At 35.4% G+C, this 14,431-nt stretch carries 25 protein-coding genes and 1 pseudogene; 6 read left to right on the top strand and 20 right to left on the bottom strand.

All coding sequences use genetic code 11. The features are described 5' to 3' along the window. The 9 genes from HMPREF2634_RS08535 to HMPREF2634_RS08570 form a co-directional block, all read right to left on the bottom strand. On the bottom strand, window positions 1-210 hold a 210-nt coding region (locus HMPREF2634_RS08535; RefSeq protein ID WP_257362206.1), incomplete at its 3' end, for a YopX family protein. Next, window positions 194-373: a hypothetical protein gene (locus HMPREF2634_RS08540; protein ID WP_070836471.1), complete on the bottom strand. Its 180-nt coding sequence runs from the start codon at window positions 371-373 to the stop codon at window positions 194-196. The genes HMPREF2634_RS08535 and HMPREF2634_RS08540, both read right to left, overlap by 17 nt. A gap of 134 nt (window positions 374-507) precedes the next feature. After that, window positions 508-891: a hypothetical protein gene (locus tag HMPREF2634_RS08545; protein WP_070836472.1), complete on the bottom strand. Its 384-nt coding sequence runs from the start codon at window positions 889-891 to the stop codon at window positions 508-510. Then, entirely contained in the window at window positions 892-1,116 is a 225-nt protein-coding gene (locus tag HMPREF2634_RS08550; protein WP_257362207.1) for a hypothetical protein, read from the bottom strand. Window positions 1,117-1,148: 32 nt separating this feature from the next. Next, on the bottom strand, window positions 1,149-1,382 hold the full coding sequence (locus HMPREF2634_RS08555) for a hypothetical protein (protein ID WP_070836474.1): 234 nt from the start codon (window positions 1,380-1,382) through the stop codon (window positions 1,149-1,151). Continuing rightward, on the bottom strand, window positions 1,383-1,946 hold the full coding sequence (locus HMPREF2634_RS08560) for a DUF1642 domain-containing protein (protein ID WP_083324122.1): 564 nt from the start codon (window positions 1,944-1,946) through the stop codon (window positions 1,383-1,385). It lies immediately after the preceding gene. After that, entirely contained in the window at window positions 1,943-2,101 is a 159-nt protein-coding gene (locus HMPREF2634_RS10050) for a hypothetical protein (RefSeq protein ID WP_180363049.1), read from the bottom strand. Before HMPREF2634_RS10050 ends, HMPREF2634_RS08560 begins: the two co-directional genes overlap by 4 nt. 8 nt (window positions 2,102-2,109) lie before the next feature. Beyond that, the gene (locus HMPREF2634_RS08565; RefSeq protein ID WP_070836475.1) at window positions 2,110-3,390 is read right to left on the bottom strand and encodes a DNA cytosine methyltransferase; all 1,281 of its coding nucleotides are present in this window, start codon (window positions 3,388-3,390) and stop codon (window positions 2,110-2,112) included. Between the two features lies 1 nt (window position 3,391). Beyond that, window positions 3,392-3,724: a hypothetical protein gene (locus HMPREF2634_RS08570; RefSeq protein WP_070836476.1), complete on the bottom strand. Its 333-nt coding sequence runs from the start codon at window positions 3,722-3,724 to the stop codon at window positions 3,392-3,394. A 410-nt stretch (window positions 3,725-4,134) separates the two neighbouring features. Between HMPREF2634_RS08570 and HMPREF2634_RS10110 the strand changes: the two genes are divergently transcribed. After that, window positions 4,135-4,281 carry a hypothetical protein gene (locus HMPREF2634_RS10110; protein ID WP_218969912.1) on the top strand — a complete coding sequence of 49 codons (147 nt, stop codon included), beginning with the start codon at window positions 4,135-4,137 and terminating at the stop codon, window positions 4,279-4,281. A gap of 31 nt (window positions 4,282-4,312) precedes the next feature. On the opposite strand, the gene HMPREF2634_RS08580 is transcribed toward HMPREF2634_RS10110, so the two are convergent. The 5 genes from HMPREF2634_RS08580 to HMPREF2634_RS08600 form a co-directional block, all read right to left on the bottom strand. Then, window positions 4,313-4,699, bottom strand: coding sequence for a YopX family protein (locus tag HMPREF2634_RS08580; protein ID WP_257362208.1), 387 nt, complete (start codon window positions 4,697-4,699; stop codon window positions 4,313-4,315). Continuing rightward, a complete protein-coding gene (locus HMPREF2634_RS08585) occupies window positions 4,696-4,917 on the bottom strand; it encodes a hypothetical protein (RefSeq protein WP_070836479.1) in 222 nt (73 codons plus the stop codon). Before HMPREF2634_RS08585 ends, HMPREF2634_RS08580 begins: the two co-directional genes overlap by 4 nt. A gap of 166 nt (window positions 4,918-5,083) precedes the next feature. After that, window positions 5,084-5,395: a hypothetical protein gene (locus tag HMPREF2634_RS08590; protein WP_070836480.1), complete on the bottom strand. Its 312-nt coding sequence runs from the start codon at window positions 5,393-5,395 to the stop codon at window positions 5,084-5,086. Beyond that, window positions 5,392-5,826: an ORF6C domain-containing protein gene (locus HMPREF2634_RS08595; protein WP_070836481.1), complete on the bottom strand. Its 435-nt coding sequence runs from the start codon at window positions 5,824-5,826 to the stop codon at window positions 5,392-5,394. Before HMPREF2634_RS08595 ends, HMPREF2634_RS08590 begins: the two co-directional genes overlap by 4 nt. Further along, window positions 5,823-6,740, bottom strand: coding sequence for a DUF3102 domain-containing protein (locus HMPREF2634_RS08600; protein WP_070836482.1), 918 nt, complete (start codon window positions 6,738-6,740; stop codon window positions 5,823-5,825). The genes HMPREF2634_RS08595 and HMPREF2634_RS08600 overlap by 4 nt, the downstream gene beginning before the upstream one ends. 122 nt (window positions 6,741-6,862) lie before the next feature. On the opposite strand from HMPREF2634_RS08600, the gene HMPREF2634_RS10055 reads away from it, so the two are divergent. Next, window positions 6,863-7,501 carry a hypothetical protein gene (locus HMPREF2634_RS10055; RefSeq protein ID WP_070836483.1) on the top strand — a complete coding sequence of 213 codons (639 nt, stop codon included), beginning with the start codon at window positions 6,863-6,865 and terminating at the stop codon, window positions 7,499-7,501. A gap of 81 nt (window positions 7,502-7,582) precedes the next feature. Here HMPREF2634_RS10055 and HMPREF2634_RS08610 read toward each other — a convergent pair whose 3' ends face one another. From HMPREF2634_RS08610 to HMPREF2634_RS08625, 4 genes are all read right to left on the bottom strand, one after another. Next, complete coding sequence (locus tag HMPREF2634_RS08610) at window positions 7,583-7,777, bottom strand: hypothetical protein (RefSeq protein WP_070836484.1); 195 nt, start codon at window positions 7,775-7,777, stop codon at window positions 7,583-7,585. A gap of 71 nt (window positions 7,778-7,848) precedes the next feature. Next, a complete protein-coding gene (locus tag HMPREF2634_RS08615) occupies window positions 7,849-8,091 on the bottom strand; it encodes a hypothetical protein (RefSeq protein ID WP_070836485.1) in 243 nt (80 codons plus the stop codon). A 49-nt stretch (window positions 8,092-8,140) separates the two neighbouring features. After that, entirely contained in the window at window positions 8,141-8,350 is a 210-nt protein-coding gene (locus tag HMPREF2634_RS08620; protein ID WP_070836486.1) for a helix-turn-helix transcriptional regulator, read from the bottom strand. 200 nt (window positions 8,351-8,550) lie between these two features. Continuing rightward, complete coding sequence (locus tag HMPREF2634_RS08625) at window positions 8,551-9,141, bottom strand: hypothetical protein (RefSeq protein ID WP_070836487.1); 591 nt, start codon at window positions 9,139-9,141, stop codon at window positions 8,551-8,553. Between the two features lie 174 nt (window positions 9,142-9,315). Here HMPREF2634_RS08625 and HMPREF2634_RS08630 point away from each other — a divergent pair, with 174 nt between their 5' ends. From HMPREF2634_RS08630 to HMPREF2634_RS08640, 3 genes are all read left to right on the top strand, one after another. After that, window positions 9,316-10,068 (top strand): XRE family transcriptional regulator, encoded by a 753-nt coding sequence (locus HMPREF2634_RS08630; RefSeq protein ID WP_070836488.1) that lies wholly within the window; start codon window positions 9,316-9,318, stop codon window positions 10,066-10,068. 10 nt (window positions 10,069-10,078) lie between these two features. After that, window positions 10,079-10,543, top strand: coding sequence for a hypothetical protein (locus HMPREF2634_RS08635; RefSeq protein ID WP_070836489.1), 465 nt, complete (start codon window positions 10,079-10,081; stop codon window positions 10,541-10,543). A 114-nt stretch (window positions 10,544-10,657) separates the two neighbouring features. Continuing rightward, a complete protein-coding gene (locus HMPREF2634_RS08640) occupies window positions 10,658-11,815 on the top strand; it encodes a site-specific integrase (RefSeq protein WP_070836490.1) in 1,158 nt (385 codons plus the stop codon). Between the two features lie 267 nt (window positions 11,816-12,082). Here HMPREF2634_RS08640 and HMPREF2634_RS08645 read toward each other — a convergent pair whose 3' ends face one another. Further along, on the bottom strand, window positions 12,083-13,207 hold the full coding sequence (locus HMPREF2634_RS08645; RefSeq protein ID WP_003028351.1) for an AI-2E family transporter: 1,125 nt from the start codon (window positions 13,205-13,207) through the stop codon (window positions 12,083-12,085). A gap of 124 nt (window positions 13,208-13,331) precedes the next feature. Beyond that, window positions 13,332-13,769 (bottom strand): annotated as a pseudogene (locus HMPREF2634_RS08650) (GNAT family N-acetyltransferase). Window positions 13,770-13,832: 63 nt separating this feature from the next. Between HMPREF2634_RS08650 and HMPREF2634_RS08655 the strand changes: the two are divergent. After that, on the top strand, window positions 13,833-14,246 hold the full coding sequence (locus HMPREF2634_RS08655; protein ID WP_003025684.1) for a MarR family winged helix-turn-helix transcriptional regulator: 414 nt from the start codon (window positions 13,833-13,835) through the stop codon (window positions 14,244-14,246). Window positions 14,247-14,431 lie beyond the last annotated feature (185 nt).

Here is a 14,431-nt window from a genome sequence, read left to right on the forward strand (position 1 = left end):
TCCAAATGTAACCACTTGTCGTCTCCAGCCGTTCATTACTACCACATCACCCTCGAAAATCTCCACGCCATTTTTATCAAATAGACCTGTTGATTGCATGAGAATAAAGTTATCGATTTTTAAAGATTGGAAGTCTCTATATGTCATATCTGTATCTATCAAGCCCAATTTTTTATAAGTTTTATCCCATACCCTAAATTTCGGTATCATTGGCTACCTCCTTGACTATAATCGCAAATTTATGACCATCAAGCATAAAATGTCCTTCGCTTCTCATAAGGTTATCGTCTTTAATAATTGACTTTGCTGTTTGCGCAACTAATTGTCCTATCTGAAAAGCAAAAGCAATATTTTTTAATTCTTTGTCTTTCATTTATTCTGTTTCCTCCATTTCTTTGTCAATCAAAATTATCTTCCGCATTTTTACTTTCCATTTTCCTTTTAGCTCTAATAGTTCTGACTTTAAATTCAATTATTGTTATTGGAAACATAACAATACCTTTCTAATTAACATTCATAATTATAGGCAAAATATAATTTATTACCTATCGGATAATAATAAACACCACGGAAATCATCTCCAGAATAGCCGCAAGATTGATCACAATATTCTCCGTTTAATTGCTCTTCCCCGTACGCTCCGTGATAAATGGAAAAATTGTATCGAAATATCTCATCTCCTTCAAGCTCATCAAGGAATGAGTTAATTCTTCTGTATTTCCGATGCATACTTTCTATCAACTTTTTTGGAAATTGATCTTCAATGTTTCGAAATTCAGCTAGAAATACCATGTTATTGTCTAGTTCAGTCCACTTTTTAGTTAGTCGAATAATATATTTAGGTATTTTATAACTTCTTTTTTTGACTTTCTTTTTGATACGTTTATTCATTCAGCATTCTTCCTTATATTCATACTGCCAACTCGGACTTTTCTTCCGAGCGTCTGCCAAGTTCCGTTGTCGTTCCATGCGGTCATGCTCGATTGCACATATAACGTACATAGCTTCAAGCTCCAGTCGTTCTTCTTCCTGTGCTTGCCGTTCTGCTTGCTTTCTGGCTTTGCGCCAGTCAAGATGGTTGCAGAATGCCCCAGCGACGAAAACGAATGCGAGCATGAAGACCGCTCCTAAAATTTCACTCATTTTTTCTATCTCCTAAAATACATATAAGCTTGTTGTCTATAATATTCCAATGCTTTTGCAGTCCCTTCGTCCGTCTCAAACATGGATTTGTCAAGTCGAAATCTAGCACGTAACCCGTGCACCATTGAAATAAATTCAATTTCATTTTTTATTCCTGTATACACAATGGATTGAACTTTTCCCATATCCAGTAGGTTGAAATCTTGCTTGATGTGAAAATGAATTACTTTATCTTCCATTTATTCCACCTCTTCCACTTTCGCACCCTCGCAATCAAACACCCAGCCGAAACCTGCTTCTTCTAGCTCTTTGCGAGTAAAACTATCAGTGGAGCTAATGGCGTTGGCCTGGATGACAAAATATTCGCCTGGCAGAAAGACATTCTTTGCGAGATGTTGCCCGGTTTGGATGAATTTAACTTGGTACCGTTTTTCTTTCTCGACCTCATAGCCGAATTGGTGCATGTTGACAAGTTTTAAAATAGAGTCATTGTGAGGATTGCCAAGCCATTGATAAAATTCATCTTTGGTGTTGTGGTTGATTTCATAACCAACTTTCGCAATAAATCCTTTTAGATAATATTCAAATTCATCTTTATATTTCTCATACCAATCAGCCACGAACCACGGCACAATAGTCTTTTCTACCTCGTCAATTTGGTTAATGATGTCAACAAGGTCTTTCTCTTTCATTACCACGACTTCTTTTTCAAAATAAGGCCTCTTTCCGTTTCGTCTGCTCAAAATTGCCGCAAATGCTAGTCTGGATTCATTTATCTTTTCAATCGCTTCTTGTTTGTTCATTTATTGCTCCTCTTAACTGTAATAGTGTATTCTTCACCCTCGAATTTGATGGGAGCTTGTATGCCTTTTAAAGCTCCATCTCTATAATGCAATTCAAGTAACCAGCGAACGATAAGCTCGCCAATTTCTTGAGGGGTTTCAAGTATATTTTTCATTTCTTACCTCATAATCTTTTAGCTATTTCAGCAATGACGTTGACTGTCACGCTGTTTCCTGCTTGTTTATATAGCTGACTATTGCTGTTGACTTCTTGAGCTTTATCAAACGCCCAATCTGGAAAACCTTGTAACCTCCAACACTCACGAGGTGTTAGCTTGCGAATACGATAGCCATCGGTTATTCCAAAACTTCCAGCTCGAACAGTGCTACCTCCCCCACTTGATGTTAATGTTCCAACCTCATTTTTTGTGATTTTGTTGTAAAAGTCTACAATTTTGACCAGGTTATTCTCTTGATAGCTATTGCTGGATAAAGTAGGTGCTATGCTGTGCTGACCACCTTTATTAAATCCCCTTGCCTTTTGAATAATCTTTGGCTCTTGCCCACCACCCTGCATAGTGGATAGAGTGGGAGCTAGTCCATCTGTACTATATACTCTTGAGTTTTGGTCGTGATTACCTGGCAATTTTCCTGCAACCACAATCCCGTGCCTGTCTTGACTGGTCAAGGTAAACATAGGCTCTCCGTCCTCTTTAAATCTGCGACCATTTTGTCTCTTTTCGAGACGATCTGGAGTTAAGACTGGTATCGCCACTTTCAAAGGGTCTTTTTGAGTGGTCGTACTACATAGCGTCGGGGCGAGTGAATCTGTTGAGACAACATCACCACTTTGCGATTTGCCTTTTTTACGAATATTTCCTACTTTTTTGATTTTTGGTTGTTTGCAATCAGTCGCTTTGTCATTTCCGCTGAGAGGAAAAATTCTTCTGGTACATTCTCCTCTAAGATGTCCGATAACGAACACACGTTCCCGATTTTGGGGGACACCAAAATCTTTGCTGTTAAGCACTTGCCATTCCACATCGTACCCCAGTTCGTCCAAGGCTCTGAGGATGGTCGCAAACGTAGCTCCTCTGTCATGGTTGAGGAGTCCTTTGACGTTTTCAAGGAATAGATATTTAGGTCTGAGAATAGATGCGAACCTAGCAATTTCAAAGAACAAAGTTCCTCGTGTATCTTCAAAACCTCGTCTATTTCCTGCAATGCTGAAAGCTTGGCACGGAAATCCTCCACAGATAACGTCCACACTTCCGATTCCTCGAATAAACTCATTTGTGACTGTTGTAATGTCATGTAGCTCAATTTCTCCTTCTGTGTCGTGTATTGCTTTGTAAGATTTGCGAGCAAACTTATCAATCTCGCAAAAACCGATGCACTCATGTCCTGCTGATTCCATTCCTAGACGAAAGCCACCGATTCCTGCAAACAAATCAAGAAATTTCAATCTATCCTCCCACTCCGTTAGCGTCAGCAATTCGCTTCGCTTTTTCTGCTTTTTGTTTTTCTTTCATCTGATATTCGCTGTTCAGCTTATTTAGAATAATATCCTGCGCCGAGTTTCTATTTTTCAGCCTTTCAATTTCGCTCGATTGCTTCTGCAGTTCTGTCTTAAGCTCGCTAATCTGTCGCTGCTGATGTTCTGTGGATGTGATTAAGCCGACAGTCAACAGCAACATGACGAATGCTAAAGCGGTCATGATTAGATTAGCATTGGCTATTGAGCGTTTGTTCGTTATGTGCTTAACTTCTAGTGTGCTAACTCGTTCATTTAGTGTCATCGTTTACTACATCCTTTCTAAATTTGGTATAATGTAAATAAAAACGACGGAGAATGATTATGAAAAGTAAAGCCTCATACCAATTATTAATGCAACTAGTTAATATTTTGATTCTTATAACCGGAATAACTTTTTTATTTTCTAGTATGTTTACAATTATTATTTGGGCAAAATTTATTGACCAATCATGGGTTAAACATAGTTATTTTTCGCATATTATAAATTTTAATTGGTGGAAATTTTTTATACAATTTTCAATTCTACAAGTCATTTTTCTTATCTTTTTTATTGGAATATTATATTTTCCCATTTCTTTTCAAGAAAAAATTCCTAGATCTATTAAGAAATTATTTAAACCATTTACAGTTCTTTATTTTTCTATCTCAATTACTGTATCGTTATCAATAACTATGACTGAAACAGTTTTTATCACAGTAACATCAATCATTGCATTTATTGCTCTTATCTATCCGCTTGTGAATCGAGTTAAATTTTCGGACAATTATATTGATTACCAACGGAAGACCAAACGCAATCCATCCAGTAAGAACAAATAGAGATATAACTCCTATAATAAGATTGATTATTTTATTCTCCTCCTTCCCATATATTCCCTAAAATTTCCATTTCAGCTCCTTCACGCCACAAGTTACAAGCTATTTTTTTCTTGTCATTAACAATCGTCCAAGCACCCTCAAGCATTTTGACTACTCCTGTAATTTCTTCAATTTCAGAAGTTGGTATCAACATTTTTTGTTTAACCACATCTCCTTCGCATACTTCTCCGTTTTTTGAAAATATATTGGTGTATTGCATTAGAAATTGTCTCTTGTTTATGTTTAAAAAGTTGAAATAGATTAAATCACTACAGTCTCTTACTACTATTGTTTCCGATCTATACAAAATCTCATACACGTCATACATTTTATTTTGCGTTTTATCATATATTCTAAATTTTGGTATCAATTTAATCACCTCTTTTTAAAAATTGTTGTCTTATCACCTTCAATTTTCGTAGCGCCTTTTTCCACAAATTTAAAGCTAATTCTGTTCCAACTTTCGGCTAACTTAACCAATTCCTGTTCGACTACCTCGACTGGTTTCTTAGCCAGTTTGTTCTTGTAGCTGTTACCTAATCTATAATGGTCGCGCTCCCAGCGCTGGATGAGCGTTATCTGTGTGTGGTTCCTCATCTGCCACGCTCCTTTTCTCTATCTTGCACATCAAATAATCTACTAATCGCTTCAAGTTCCGCTTTCGACATCCTGCTATATTTTTCTGCTAAATTCCCATCCTCACGTAACATACGGTCGTTATAAGGACAACCTATAAAATATTTGCCCAATATTGTTACTCCTCTCATCTTTTCGGCTGATACCCTCTGAAATTCTCTTTCAGATAGTCCAACACCTCATAGACATCCGCAAGGTCATACTTCCAATCCCTGCCTTGCTTACGTCTTTTCAATCCATTCGCTAGCAGCTTTTTCAAATACTTAGCATCAAAACCAAACTTTTCCATGAGTTCTTTTTGATTTAAAGGAACTTTTTCTGCCTCTAGTTCTTTCCGAACCTCCTCACGGATAATATTCGTCTGCTCACGAATGTATAACTGCGCCATCTCGTCAGACATTAACGGTGGCAATCTGCTTGATTGGCTTGATTCATTCATAACAAACCTCCAAAAAGTTCAAGCTGCTTATTTTTTGTCTTAATACAAATCTTAGTATTTGTGTTTGGTTCCCAATTTCGCCAATACTCATAAGCATTCAATTCGTCCTTGCGTTTCAGCAAATCATAACGTGGAATACGAAAATGATCTTTAAAATCCTTTGCAGCTTGCGCAAACACAGAACGAGCAAAATGACTATCACGATAAGCAGGACTATCCTTTCCACCTAAAATATCAATCACCTTTTTCTTACGTATCCGCTCCAAATCAAGACAAACAGACGGATTAACAGGCTGTTCATTTTTTAAGTAATCCACATCACTCTCTAGTGATTTTTGTTGCTGCTTCAATTGCTTTTGATTTTCCAAAACCTGAATCAAAATATCTTCTTGTGTAACATCGGTAACACTCTCTAAAAGTTCATTCTTCATTTAAACTCTCCTTCAATAATAGTTGTCGCCCCTCTCATTTGCGAAAGGTCGTTAATGAGTAGCTGCATGCGATTCACCAAGCTATCAATTTCAAGACCGATAACATGGTCTGCTTGTCTAAATTTTTCCTCATCTTTGTAGATCAATCCCGACATCTTTGTTAATAAATCGTCCCCTGAACGGACAATTTCCAAAATGTCCTTGTAATCGGACATTTTTTTCTGAACGTCATTTAATTGCCCTTTCGACTGTTGGATAGCTTCTGTTAATTCTTCGTATTTCTTAGAATTAGCATCCACTTTTTCACGTTCTTTCAAAAGGCTTTGATATTGACTTTCAACAAATTTATTTCGTTCTTCTAAACTTTCTAAATCACTTTTCAGCTCCTTGTTTTTTTCCATCAATGTCTTATTTAAAGACTTAGTAGAATCATAGTCGTGAGGTGCAACCTCTTTAGTGACTATCTTTGTTTCAAACTTTGCTAAAGCCTGCTCGGCTAGCTGCTCATTCTTTTGACGCAATTCTTCATTGTCTGCTTTAGACAGATTGAGTTGCCGACGCAGTTCCTGCAGTTCTCGAACCGTCGGATTGTCGCCTTCCTCGATACGATTTAGTTGTTCTTGTTTTTGGTCGTCCGGTAGAGTGGCTATGAGGTGTAATGCAGTTACTCCAAAATGTCGTAACGTTTCGACATTTGGCAATTCTTTTACAATATTCATTGATTTATAAGCAAAGTCTTTATCTATGCCTAGTCTTTCATGCCACTCTCGAAATTGCCCATGTGTTAAATCATTCTCTTTTACATGATTCAATCTGCGTCCGATCTCCCAAATAGATTGCCCCGCAATCTGTTTGTGATGATTGATTTCAAGCTCTATCTGAGCTAGATTATTTGATAATGTTATCTCTTGCATACTTCCCCTTTCTTGTCTTTTGTGTTATAATTTAAGTAGTATTATTTGTTATGCCGCTCACTTGCGAGTGGCTTTTTTGTGCGTTCCAATCTGGTATAATAAATACAGAAAGGATAGAAATAATGAAACAACTTTTTAATCTCATCGGGTCAACTATCAAGTATTTTGCGACTAATTGGATTGCAATAGCCGCCCTTGCTATTTCTTATCTAAATTACCGTCAAAATAATTCTCAAATCGAAATAGATTCAACTGGTCAATCTGATTGGTTGTTATCACTTTTGCTAAACAGTGGAGAAAGTATCGTCAATGAAAATGGATTGCTTCATGTAAATTTGCGAATCATCAATTCTTCGGGCAGCGATATCAGTTTCTTTGATTTGATTGTTTTAAGTTCAAACAATAAGCAACTTACATATCATTGTCAAAAACAGCATAATGTATTTACTCGCTTAGAAGAACGATTGATTATTTCAGGATTAAAATCTGACTATGACATCATTGAATTAAATATCCCAGAAACTAATTTTGGTACTTTGAAATCTCATAGTCTAACTTCGTTAGATATCATTGTGCCAGCAGATGACATCAGTTCTGAATTATTTGTTTTCTTTAAAACAACCAAGAAAAATTGGGTGTTCCGTAAGAATAAAATAGGATATATTAATTCTCCCTATCAATCATTTTCTGCGTCATATCGGGTGGAAGAATCAAATAAACCGAACTATAAGGAAGCTTTAGAAGTTTTGCGTAAACAATAGCTTGCGCCTTTGTCTCGAATCGCCTTTGAACTCCTAACACTCCATAACATATTTTGCCTTCCATTCCATTCATTTCCTTTCTTATTGCTTAGCTTTATCAGCTAACGCTGCTTCTTTCAAGACGTTAAGACCGAATGGATCTTCTTTGATTTCCAAGCACGTTCTTTCGATTAGTTCGGCTTGGTTAATAAGTATTTTACGGTCTTCATTTCTTGCCTTGAGTTCTGCATCGATAGACTCAAGACTTTTTGCGATGCGTTCTAATATTTCTTTCATTTTGAGTTTCCTTTCTAATCTCATCATAAGAGATATTCAAAAATTATGTTTTAATGGGACAAATCAGAAATTTATCGAAATCTAAATTCTCTCTGCTCACGAAAATCAAATTCTTGCTCAAGTAAAAGAAAATCCAAAGGTGTTAGATCGCTTTTAAGACTTTCTTTCTGCTGTTCAAAAAACTGCTTTTGCCCCTCGGTAGAGCAGTTTTTAATATTTTTATTAAGAGAATCCAAACAATTAAGATAACTCTTAACCCTCTCTCTTTGATGTACTAATGCTTTTTGAACATATGGATATTTTTTTGGTCTCATTTCTTCTCCTTCTCTCAACTATGCGGGCAAGCGTAGTTAGTTATATAATTTATTTCACTTTTCGTGAAGTTGAGTCGCTGAAAATATCGCCAATTTTTCTATTAAAGAAGTTGGCGATTTTAAACATTTCAGATAATTTGAAATCTGTGTCTCCTCTTTCTTTATGACCGTATGAATTTTGAGAAATTCCTAACATTTTAGCAAGGTCTTCTTGTTTTAACCCTGCTTTCTTTCGCAATTCATATAATTTTATCTGCACACTCCTCACCTCCTTTTTTATTTTCTATACCTCAAATCTGATATAATAGAGATGAGATATAGAGCTATCTCACCACTATTAACAGAAAGGAGCGACTTTTATGGATAAAAAATATACCACTAAAGAACCAAATGTGAAAAACAGTAATAATCCTGGCAAAAGACGATTGCCTGAAAAAGCATACCATCAAGAGCCGAAGCCTAAAAATAAATAAATTTCACTTGCTTTTCCAAGTTAAGATAAATCTTGACTTGGATTTTTTCTTTATCTAGATACCTAAGCAGGCTATCCTCGTCTTTAATGGCATACTTTTCAGGATCATTGTAAGAAATATAGGGGGATAAAATTAACGATAAATCATCTCGTTCTCCATTAGTGTAAGCAATATATCCTGACGATACTACCTGCTTATCACCTATACGAAAAACAAAACAGTTTTGACAATCTGTATCCATCGCAAAAATATCATACATCGTTTTACTATCCAAATCAGGTAAACTATTGTCTTTTCTAATCCAATTGACTACCTTATAAAAAATATGTACCAAATCAGGAAGAACAAGACTGATAAGAATTGCCGTTAGAATTGTTAGAACAATACTAACAAGTAAATTTTTAATTAAAAATTGCCATAAGAGAAATATACTGTAGTCTAATGATGATAAAAAAATCAATAAAAACTTCTTATCTTGTTCACTTCCCCAATCAATATCCTTAACTCTAACAATAATTTGGTAATTTAAATATCCAAAACCACCAATCGCTACAATCGACTGAATAACTTCTTTCATTTTTTTACTCCTTAAAAATAAAATTTCAATTTTGGGCATTTCCCTGACCTTGATTATATTTTACCTCACGTTTTGTGAAGTGTCAACAGTTTTTTGTGAAAAAAACAAAAAAACTTTTCAAAACGTGAGATTTTTGTTATAATACTTTTAACAAACAGTAGCAGGAGGTGTAACATGACAGACGTTGAACTAGCTATCTATATTGGTGAAAAGATAAAAGAATATAGAAAATTAAAAGGATTGACTCAAAAAGAGTTAGCTAAAAAAATAGGCATGGGGGATACTACAATCGCTAATTACGAAAAAGGTTTCAGAACTCCCAAAAAGAATACCTTATTCAAATTGGCTAAAGCATTTGACATATCTATTGATGATTTATTTCCACCAATTCAAACAACTAATATTGTTTCGTTACCTTTAACTAATACTGCTAAGGCAATTTCCGATACCGTAGAACGTTTAGAAGAACCTCGTAGAGTAATTGTGCTTGACACAGCTAAAATGCAGCTAGAGGAGCAAAAACGAGCACAGAACGAACTCAGCGAAGAACGAACAGAATATCATGTATTTGAAAAACTCTCTGCAGGAAATGGTTACGACTACATGGAAGACCGCAATTATGATGTCGTATTTTACAACAAAGATATAGATCATAACTTTGCTTCTTGGGTCTATGGTGACTCCATGGAGCCAAAATACCTTGACGGTTCTGTTGCCCTTATTAAAGATACTGGTTGGGACTATGACGGTGCTATCTATGCAGTAGATTGGGACGGACAAAGCTATATCAAGAAAGTCTACAAAGAAAAAGACGGTCTAAGACTCGTCTCGTTGAATGATAAATACGCTGATAAATTCGCGCCTTTTAGTGAAGAACCGCGAATTATAGGTAAAGTGGTCGGCAATTTCATGCCAATGGAAAATTAGGGGAAAAATTATGAAGAAAGTATTTATTTTAGGATTGGCACTTTTTGCAACAGTTATTCTCGCTTCTTGTTCTAATACCCAACATTCAAAAGATAACTCTACAGTAAGTGATTCTAGTATTGAAACAACTTCATCAAAGAAAAAAGAAAAGATGACTTACAACCAGTTTGAAGCATTTTACCCCGAAGTCAAAGACGAAGGATATGAAGAGACTCCAATTGAAGAATGGGCTTACAATGACAAAGTACGAGTTAGAGGGACTGTCCTTGACGTTATGGAGGGAAGTAATGCAAAAGTTATTGTTTGTAAAAATGGAAAAGATAAGTTTTTAGTTTTAATACTTCCAGAATATTATAAGTACACTTTAAAAAAAGGAGATAAATTTATTTCATACGGTTTTGTTACTGATGAGCAAGAAGGCTATCCTGCCCTTGCATCCTTTAGATATTTACCTGATTTTGCAAATAGAAATTAAAAAAGTCCATCACCCGTAGTCAAAGGTGATGGATTAAAAAATATACCAACGTTAGTATAACACAATCACTTCATTCTCTCAACTATGCGGGCAAGCTAAAAAAGGAGAAGAAAGATGATTAAAAAATATACTACAGCAAATGGAGAAATTCGCTACATATTGAAAGCCTATCTCGGCGTTGATCCATTGACAGGAAAGCAAAAACGGACGACACGCAGAGGCTTCAAGTCAAAGAAAGAAGCAAAACAAGCAGAATTCCTCTTGCAATCTCAAGCAGAGGAGCAAGAGTTTACAAAAATATACGAAGACTATACCTTTGAAGAAATCGCCAAAATGTGGATGGATTCCTATAAATCTACGGTGAAACCAACTACTCTCGCAACAGCAAAGTATATGCTTAAAACTGTCATAAAATATTTTGACGGTATGAAGATAAAAAATATTACTGTTTTAATTTGTCAAAATAACGTTCAAAAGATACAGGATAAATATAAAAGTTCAAGTCTATTATTTAGTGTTATCAAGCGTATCTTTAAATACGCTTACCACCTAGAAATTATCCCTGAAAATCCTATGGATAAAGTCATTATCCCTAGAAAAAAATATACAGAAGAAAATCAAGAAGAGCAAATAGATAACTTCTATACTAGAATGGAGTTACTAGAATTTTTAAATAAATGTCAAAATTCACGCTCACCATTTAATGTGACATTTTTCCACGTTTTAGGATATACCGGGCTAAGAAAAGGTGAAGCTCTTGGACTAAAATGGAAAGACATAGACTTTCAAAATAAAACTCTAAAAGTTTCTCGAACAGCAGTAAAAGTTGACGGAAAACAATTTTGCCAATCTCCAAAAACTAAAAAAAGCCGTAGAACCATCTCCATCGATGACCATACAATTTCATTGTTGAAAACTTGGAAAATTTACCAAATGAAACGATTTATGGCTCATGGAGTGAGATTTGAGGGTGACGAACAATATATATTCACTAATAGAGATTGCAAATGGTATTCCTACAACCATATATTTAATTTAAATAATGTGCTTGCGAAAAGATTTAATATGCGGAGAATCACAATACATGGCTTCCGTCATACTCATTGCTCCCTACTATTTGAATCTGGCGCAACCATTAAAGAGGTTCAAGAAAGATTAGGACACAGTAACATAAAAACAACTATGGAAATCTACGCTCATGTCACCAAAGAACGACACGAACAAGTAGCAAATCGTTTTAACGAATACATGTCCGAAAGAAAAGAAGCGTAGTCAAAAACGTAGTCACTCAATCTACAACCTCTCAAAACCTTGATATTACTAGGTTATTTGGAGAATATGTTCTATTTTAGCATAAAAATACACTTATGGTTTTAATAAAACGTATTAGAAAGAAAAAGGAGTGGAATTCCAAACTAAATTTTTGTTGCATTTAGTTTGCTTCCACTTCCCTATATTCATCATTCTAAAACATTAAGACACAGTCCTTCTGAATGTCTATTCATCTTTCAGATTTTGAATTTATTCATCATCCCATTCTTATTTATTAATAATTCCGTACTCCTCATTTTTCTTTTGCTCCTGTGCAGCTCGATGATTATCATATAAATTCGCTAGGAATTTTGCAATTTCTTTCAAAATAGAATAAATCGGAATCGCTACAATCATCCCAACAATCCCATAAATATTACTTGACAAAAGCAAGAGAACCATAATGGTAATTGGATGCACCTTCATCACGCCACCTACAATCCGTGGATAGAGAATATTTCCGTCAATTTGCTGCACAATTAACATATATATAACTGCAATCACCATTTTTTTCGGATCAGCAATCAGATAAGTGATAATCATCGGAATCAACCCAATGCTTGGGCCCACATAAGGAATAAGATTAGCAATCATAGAAAAAATAGCAAATATCAAAGCATATTTCAGACCAATAACACTATAGCCAATGAAAGCCAACGTTCCAATAATAAACGCATCAATCGAAATCCCACTAATATACCGAGCAATCGTTGCATTAAGATTGGTCAATAATTTCGTGATGTTGAGCTTATCCCGCTTCAAAACAGTTCTTTCCAACATGGGCAGTAATTTATCCCCGTCAATTAAGAAATAGACCAAAAAGATCGGCGTCATGATGAGAATCAAAAATGTATTCACTACTGCTGAAACGACACTCCCCAGACTATTGGTGACACTATTTAAAATATTTTGCAAAATATCCACATAAGACAAATTTAACTGCTTAATAATAGACTGGATATTCAGATTTTTAAAGAGAGAGTGCTGCGATAGCTGGTTAATCCAATTTTGCAATTCTCCATAAACATTTTGACTAGAAGAAATCAAACTTGTCAACTGCGTAATCAAAATAGGTAGCAGATAAATAATGCCCAGAGCAATAATCCCAAACAAGAGAACCAAGGTAATCAAAATTCCAAAAATCCTCTTAATTTTCAGCTCTTTCTCCAGGAATTTCACTAAAGGATTCGTCACATAGTACAAAAATCCCGCAATTAGAAAAGGAATTAAAACCGTATTTAAAACGCTCACAAAAGGGGAAATCAAGCCGTCCATTTGCCGCCAGATAAAAAAGATAATGGTTAGTAGTAAGACTTCTGTTGTCCAAAAAAATAACTTACTTTTATGAAACATACTGTTCCTCCTATCAGCTATTCTATCATATTTTCCACTAAAATAGAGTGCTTTTCTTAAAATGGCTTAAATTATTTTAGGAACAGACTCTTTCGTTTCCCACTATCAAAACTTATTTTTCCATTTATTTTCGTTTGTAAACCATTTTCACATGTACTCGTGATTCTAAGATGAAGGGTTCACTAACAGCTTCAAATCCAAATTTCTCATACAAGCCCACCACCTGCTCTTGCGCCTCTATGTGAATCTCTTTTTCAGGCCATTTTTCAGCACAAGTCTCCATAATAGCTTGGACCAACTTACGACCAAGCCCTTAACCGCGAGTAGAAGCCGCTGTTACGACATGTCCAAAATGAATAGTAGTACCCGTTTCAAATACTCTCGCATAAGCATCCACTTCCCCGGATTCATTTTCATGAAAAATATGAACAGCTACTAAATCATTCTCGTCCAAATCATTGTAAACACTATTTTGCTCTACGACAAATGTTTCCAAACGTAATTTCAAGCATTTATAAAATTCTAAGGTGGTTAATTCCTCAAATGTCTTTTTATACCACATACTTGTTTTTCCTTCTTCTTTATTATATAATAATTGTAAATGCAACTATAAAAGGAGCCTTTTATGGATTATCGTCATCTCTTTCGTCAAATGGGCATAATTTCTCGCCAAGCCATGATGAATATGAATCATGAAGCCAGCCAATACAACCTAGATAATAATCTTTTTCTTATCCTTATCCGCATTGTTGAGCATGAAGGACTGAATCAATCTCAACTTTCTCATATGGTAAAAATTGATAAAACAACACTTAGTCGCTCTCTTAGAAAACTAGAGGAAAAAGGATTTATCACAAAGAAAGTCAACTCTCAAAATAAGAAATTTAAAGAGCTTTTCCCTACGACGAAGGCTTTGCAAATCTACGACCGATTGATTGGATTTGAAACGACCTACATCCAGTCTGTCATGAAAGCTCTGACTTCCTCTGAACTCTTTCAATTAGAAGCCATCCTCAATAAAATAGAAAATGCTCAATGAAATCAGTATAGCACACATTGGTTGCATTTGCAACTTTGGAATTAAAAAAATGAAGAGGCTGGGACAAAAGTCCTTAACCTCGTCAGATTTTTATGAGTTTCTTGCAAGTCGCAGTGGTTGAGTGGGTTCTATTCGGTTGATAAATAAACCTTTACATCCCTACTCAACTGTGCGGGGGGGGGACG

The organism is Streptococcus sp. HMSC034B03, from assembly GCF_001838575.1.
Taxonomy (GTDB): Bacteria; Bacillota; Bacilli; order Lactobacillales; family Streptococcaceae; genus Streptococcus; species Streptococcus anginosus.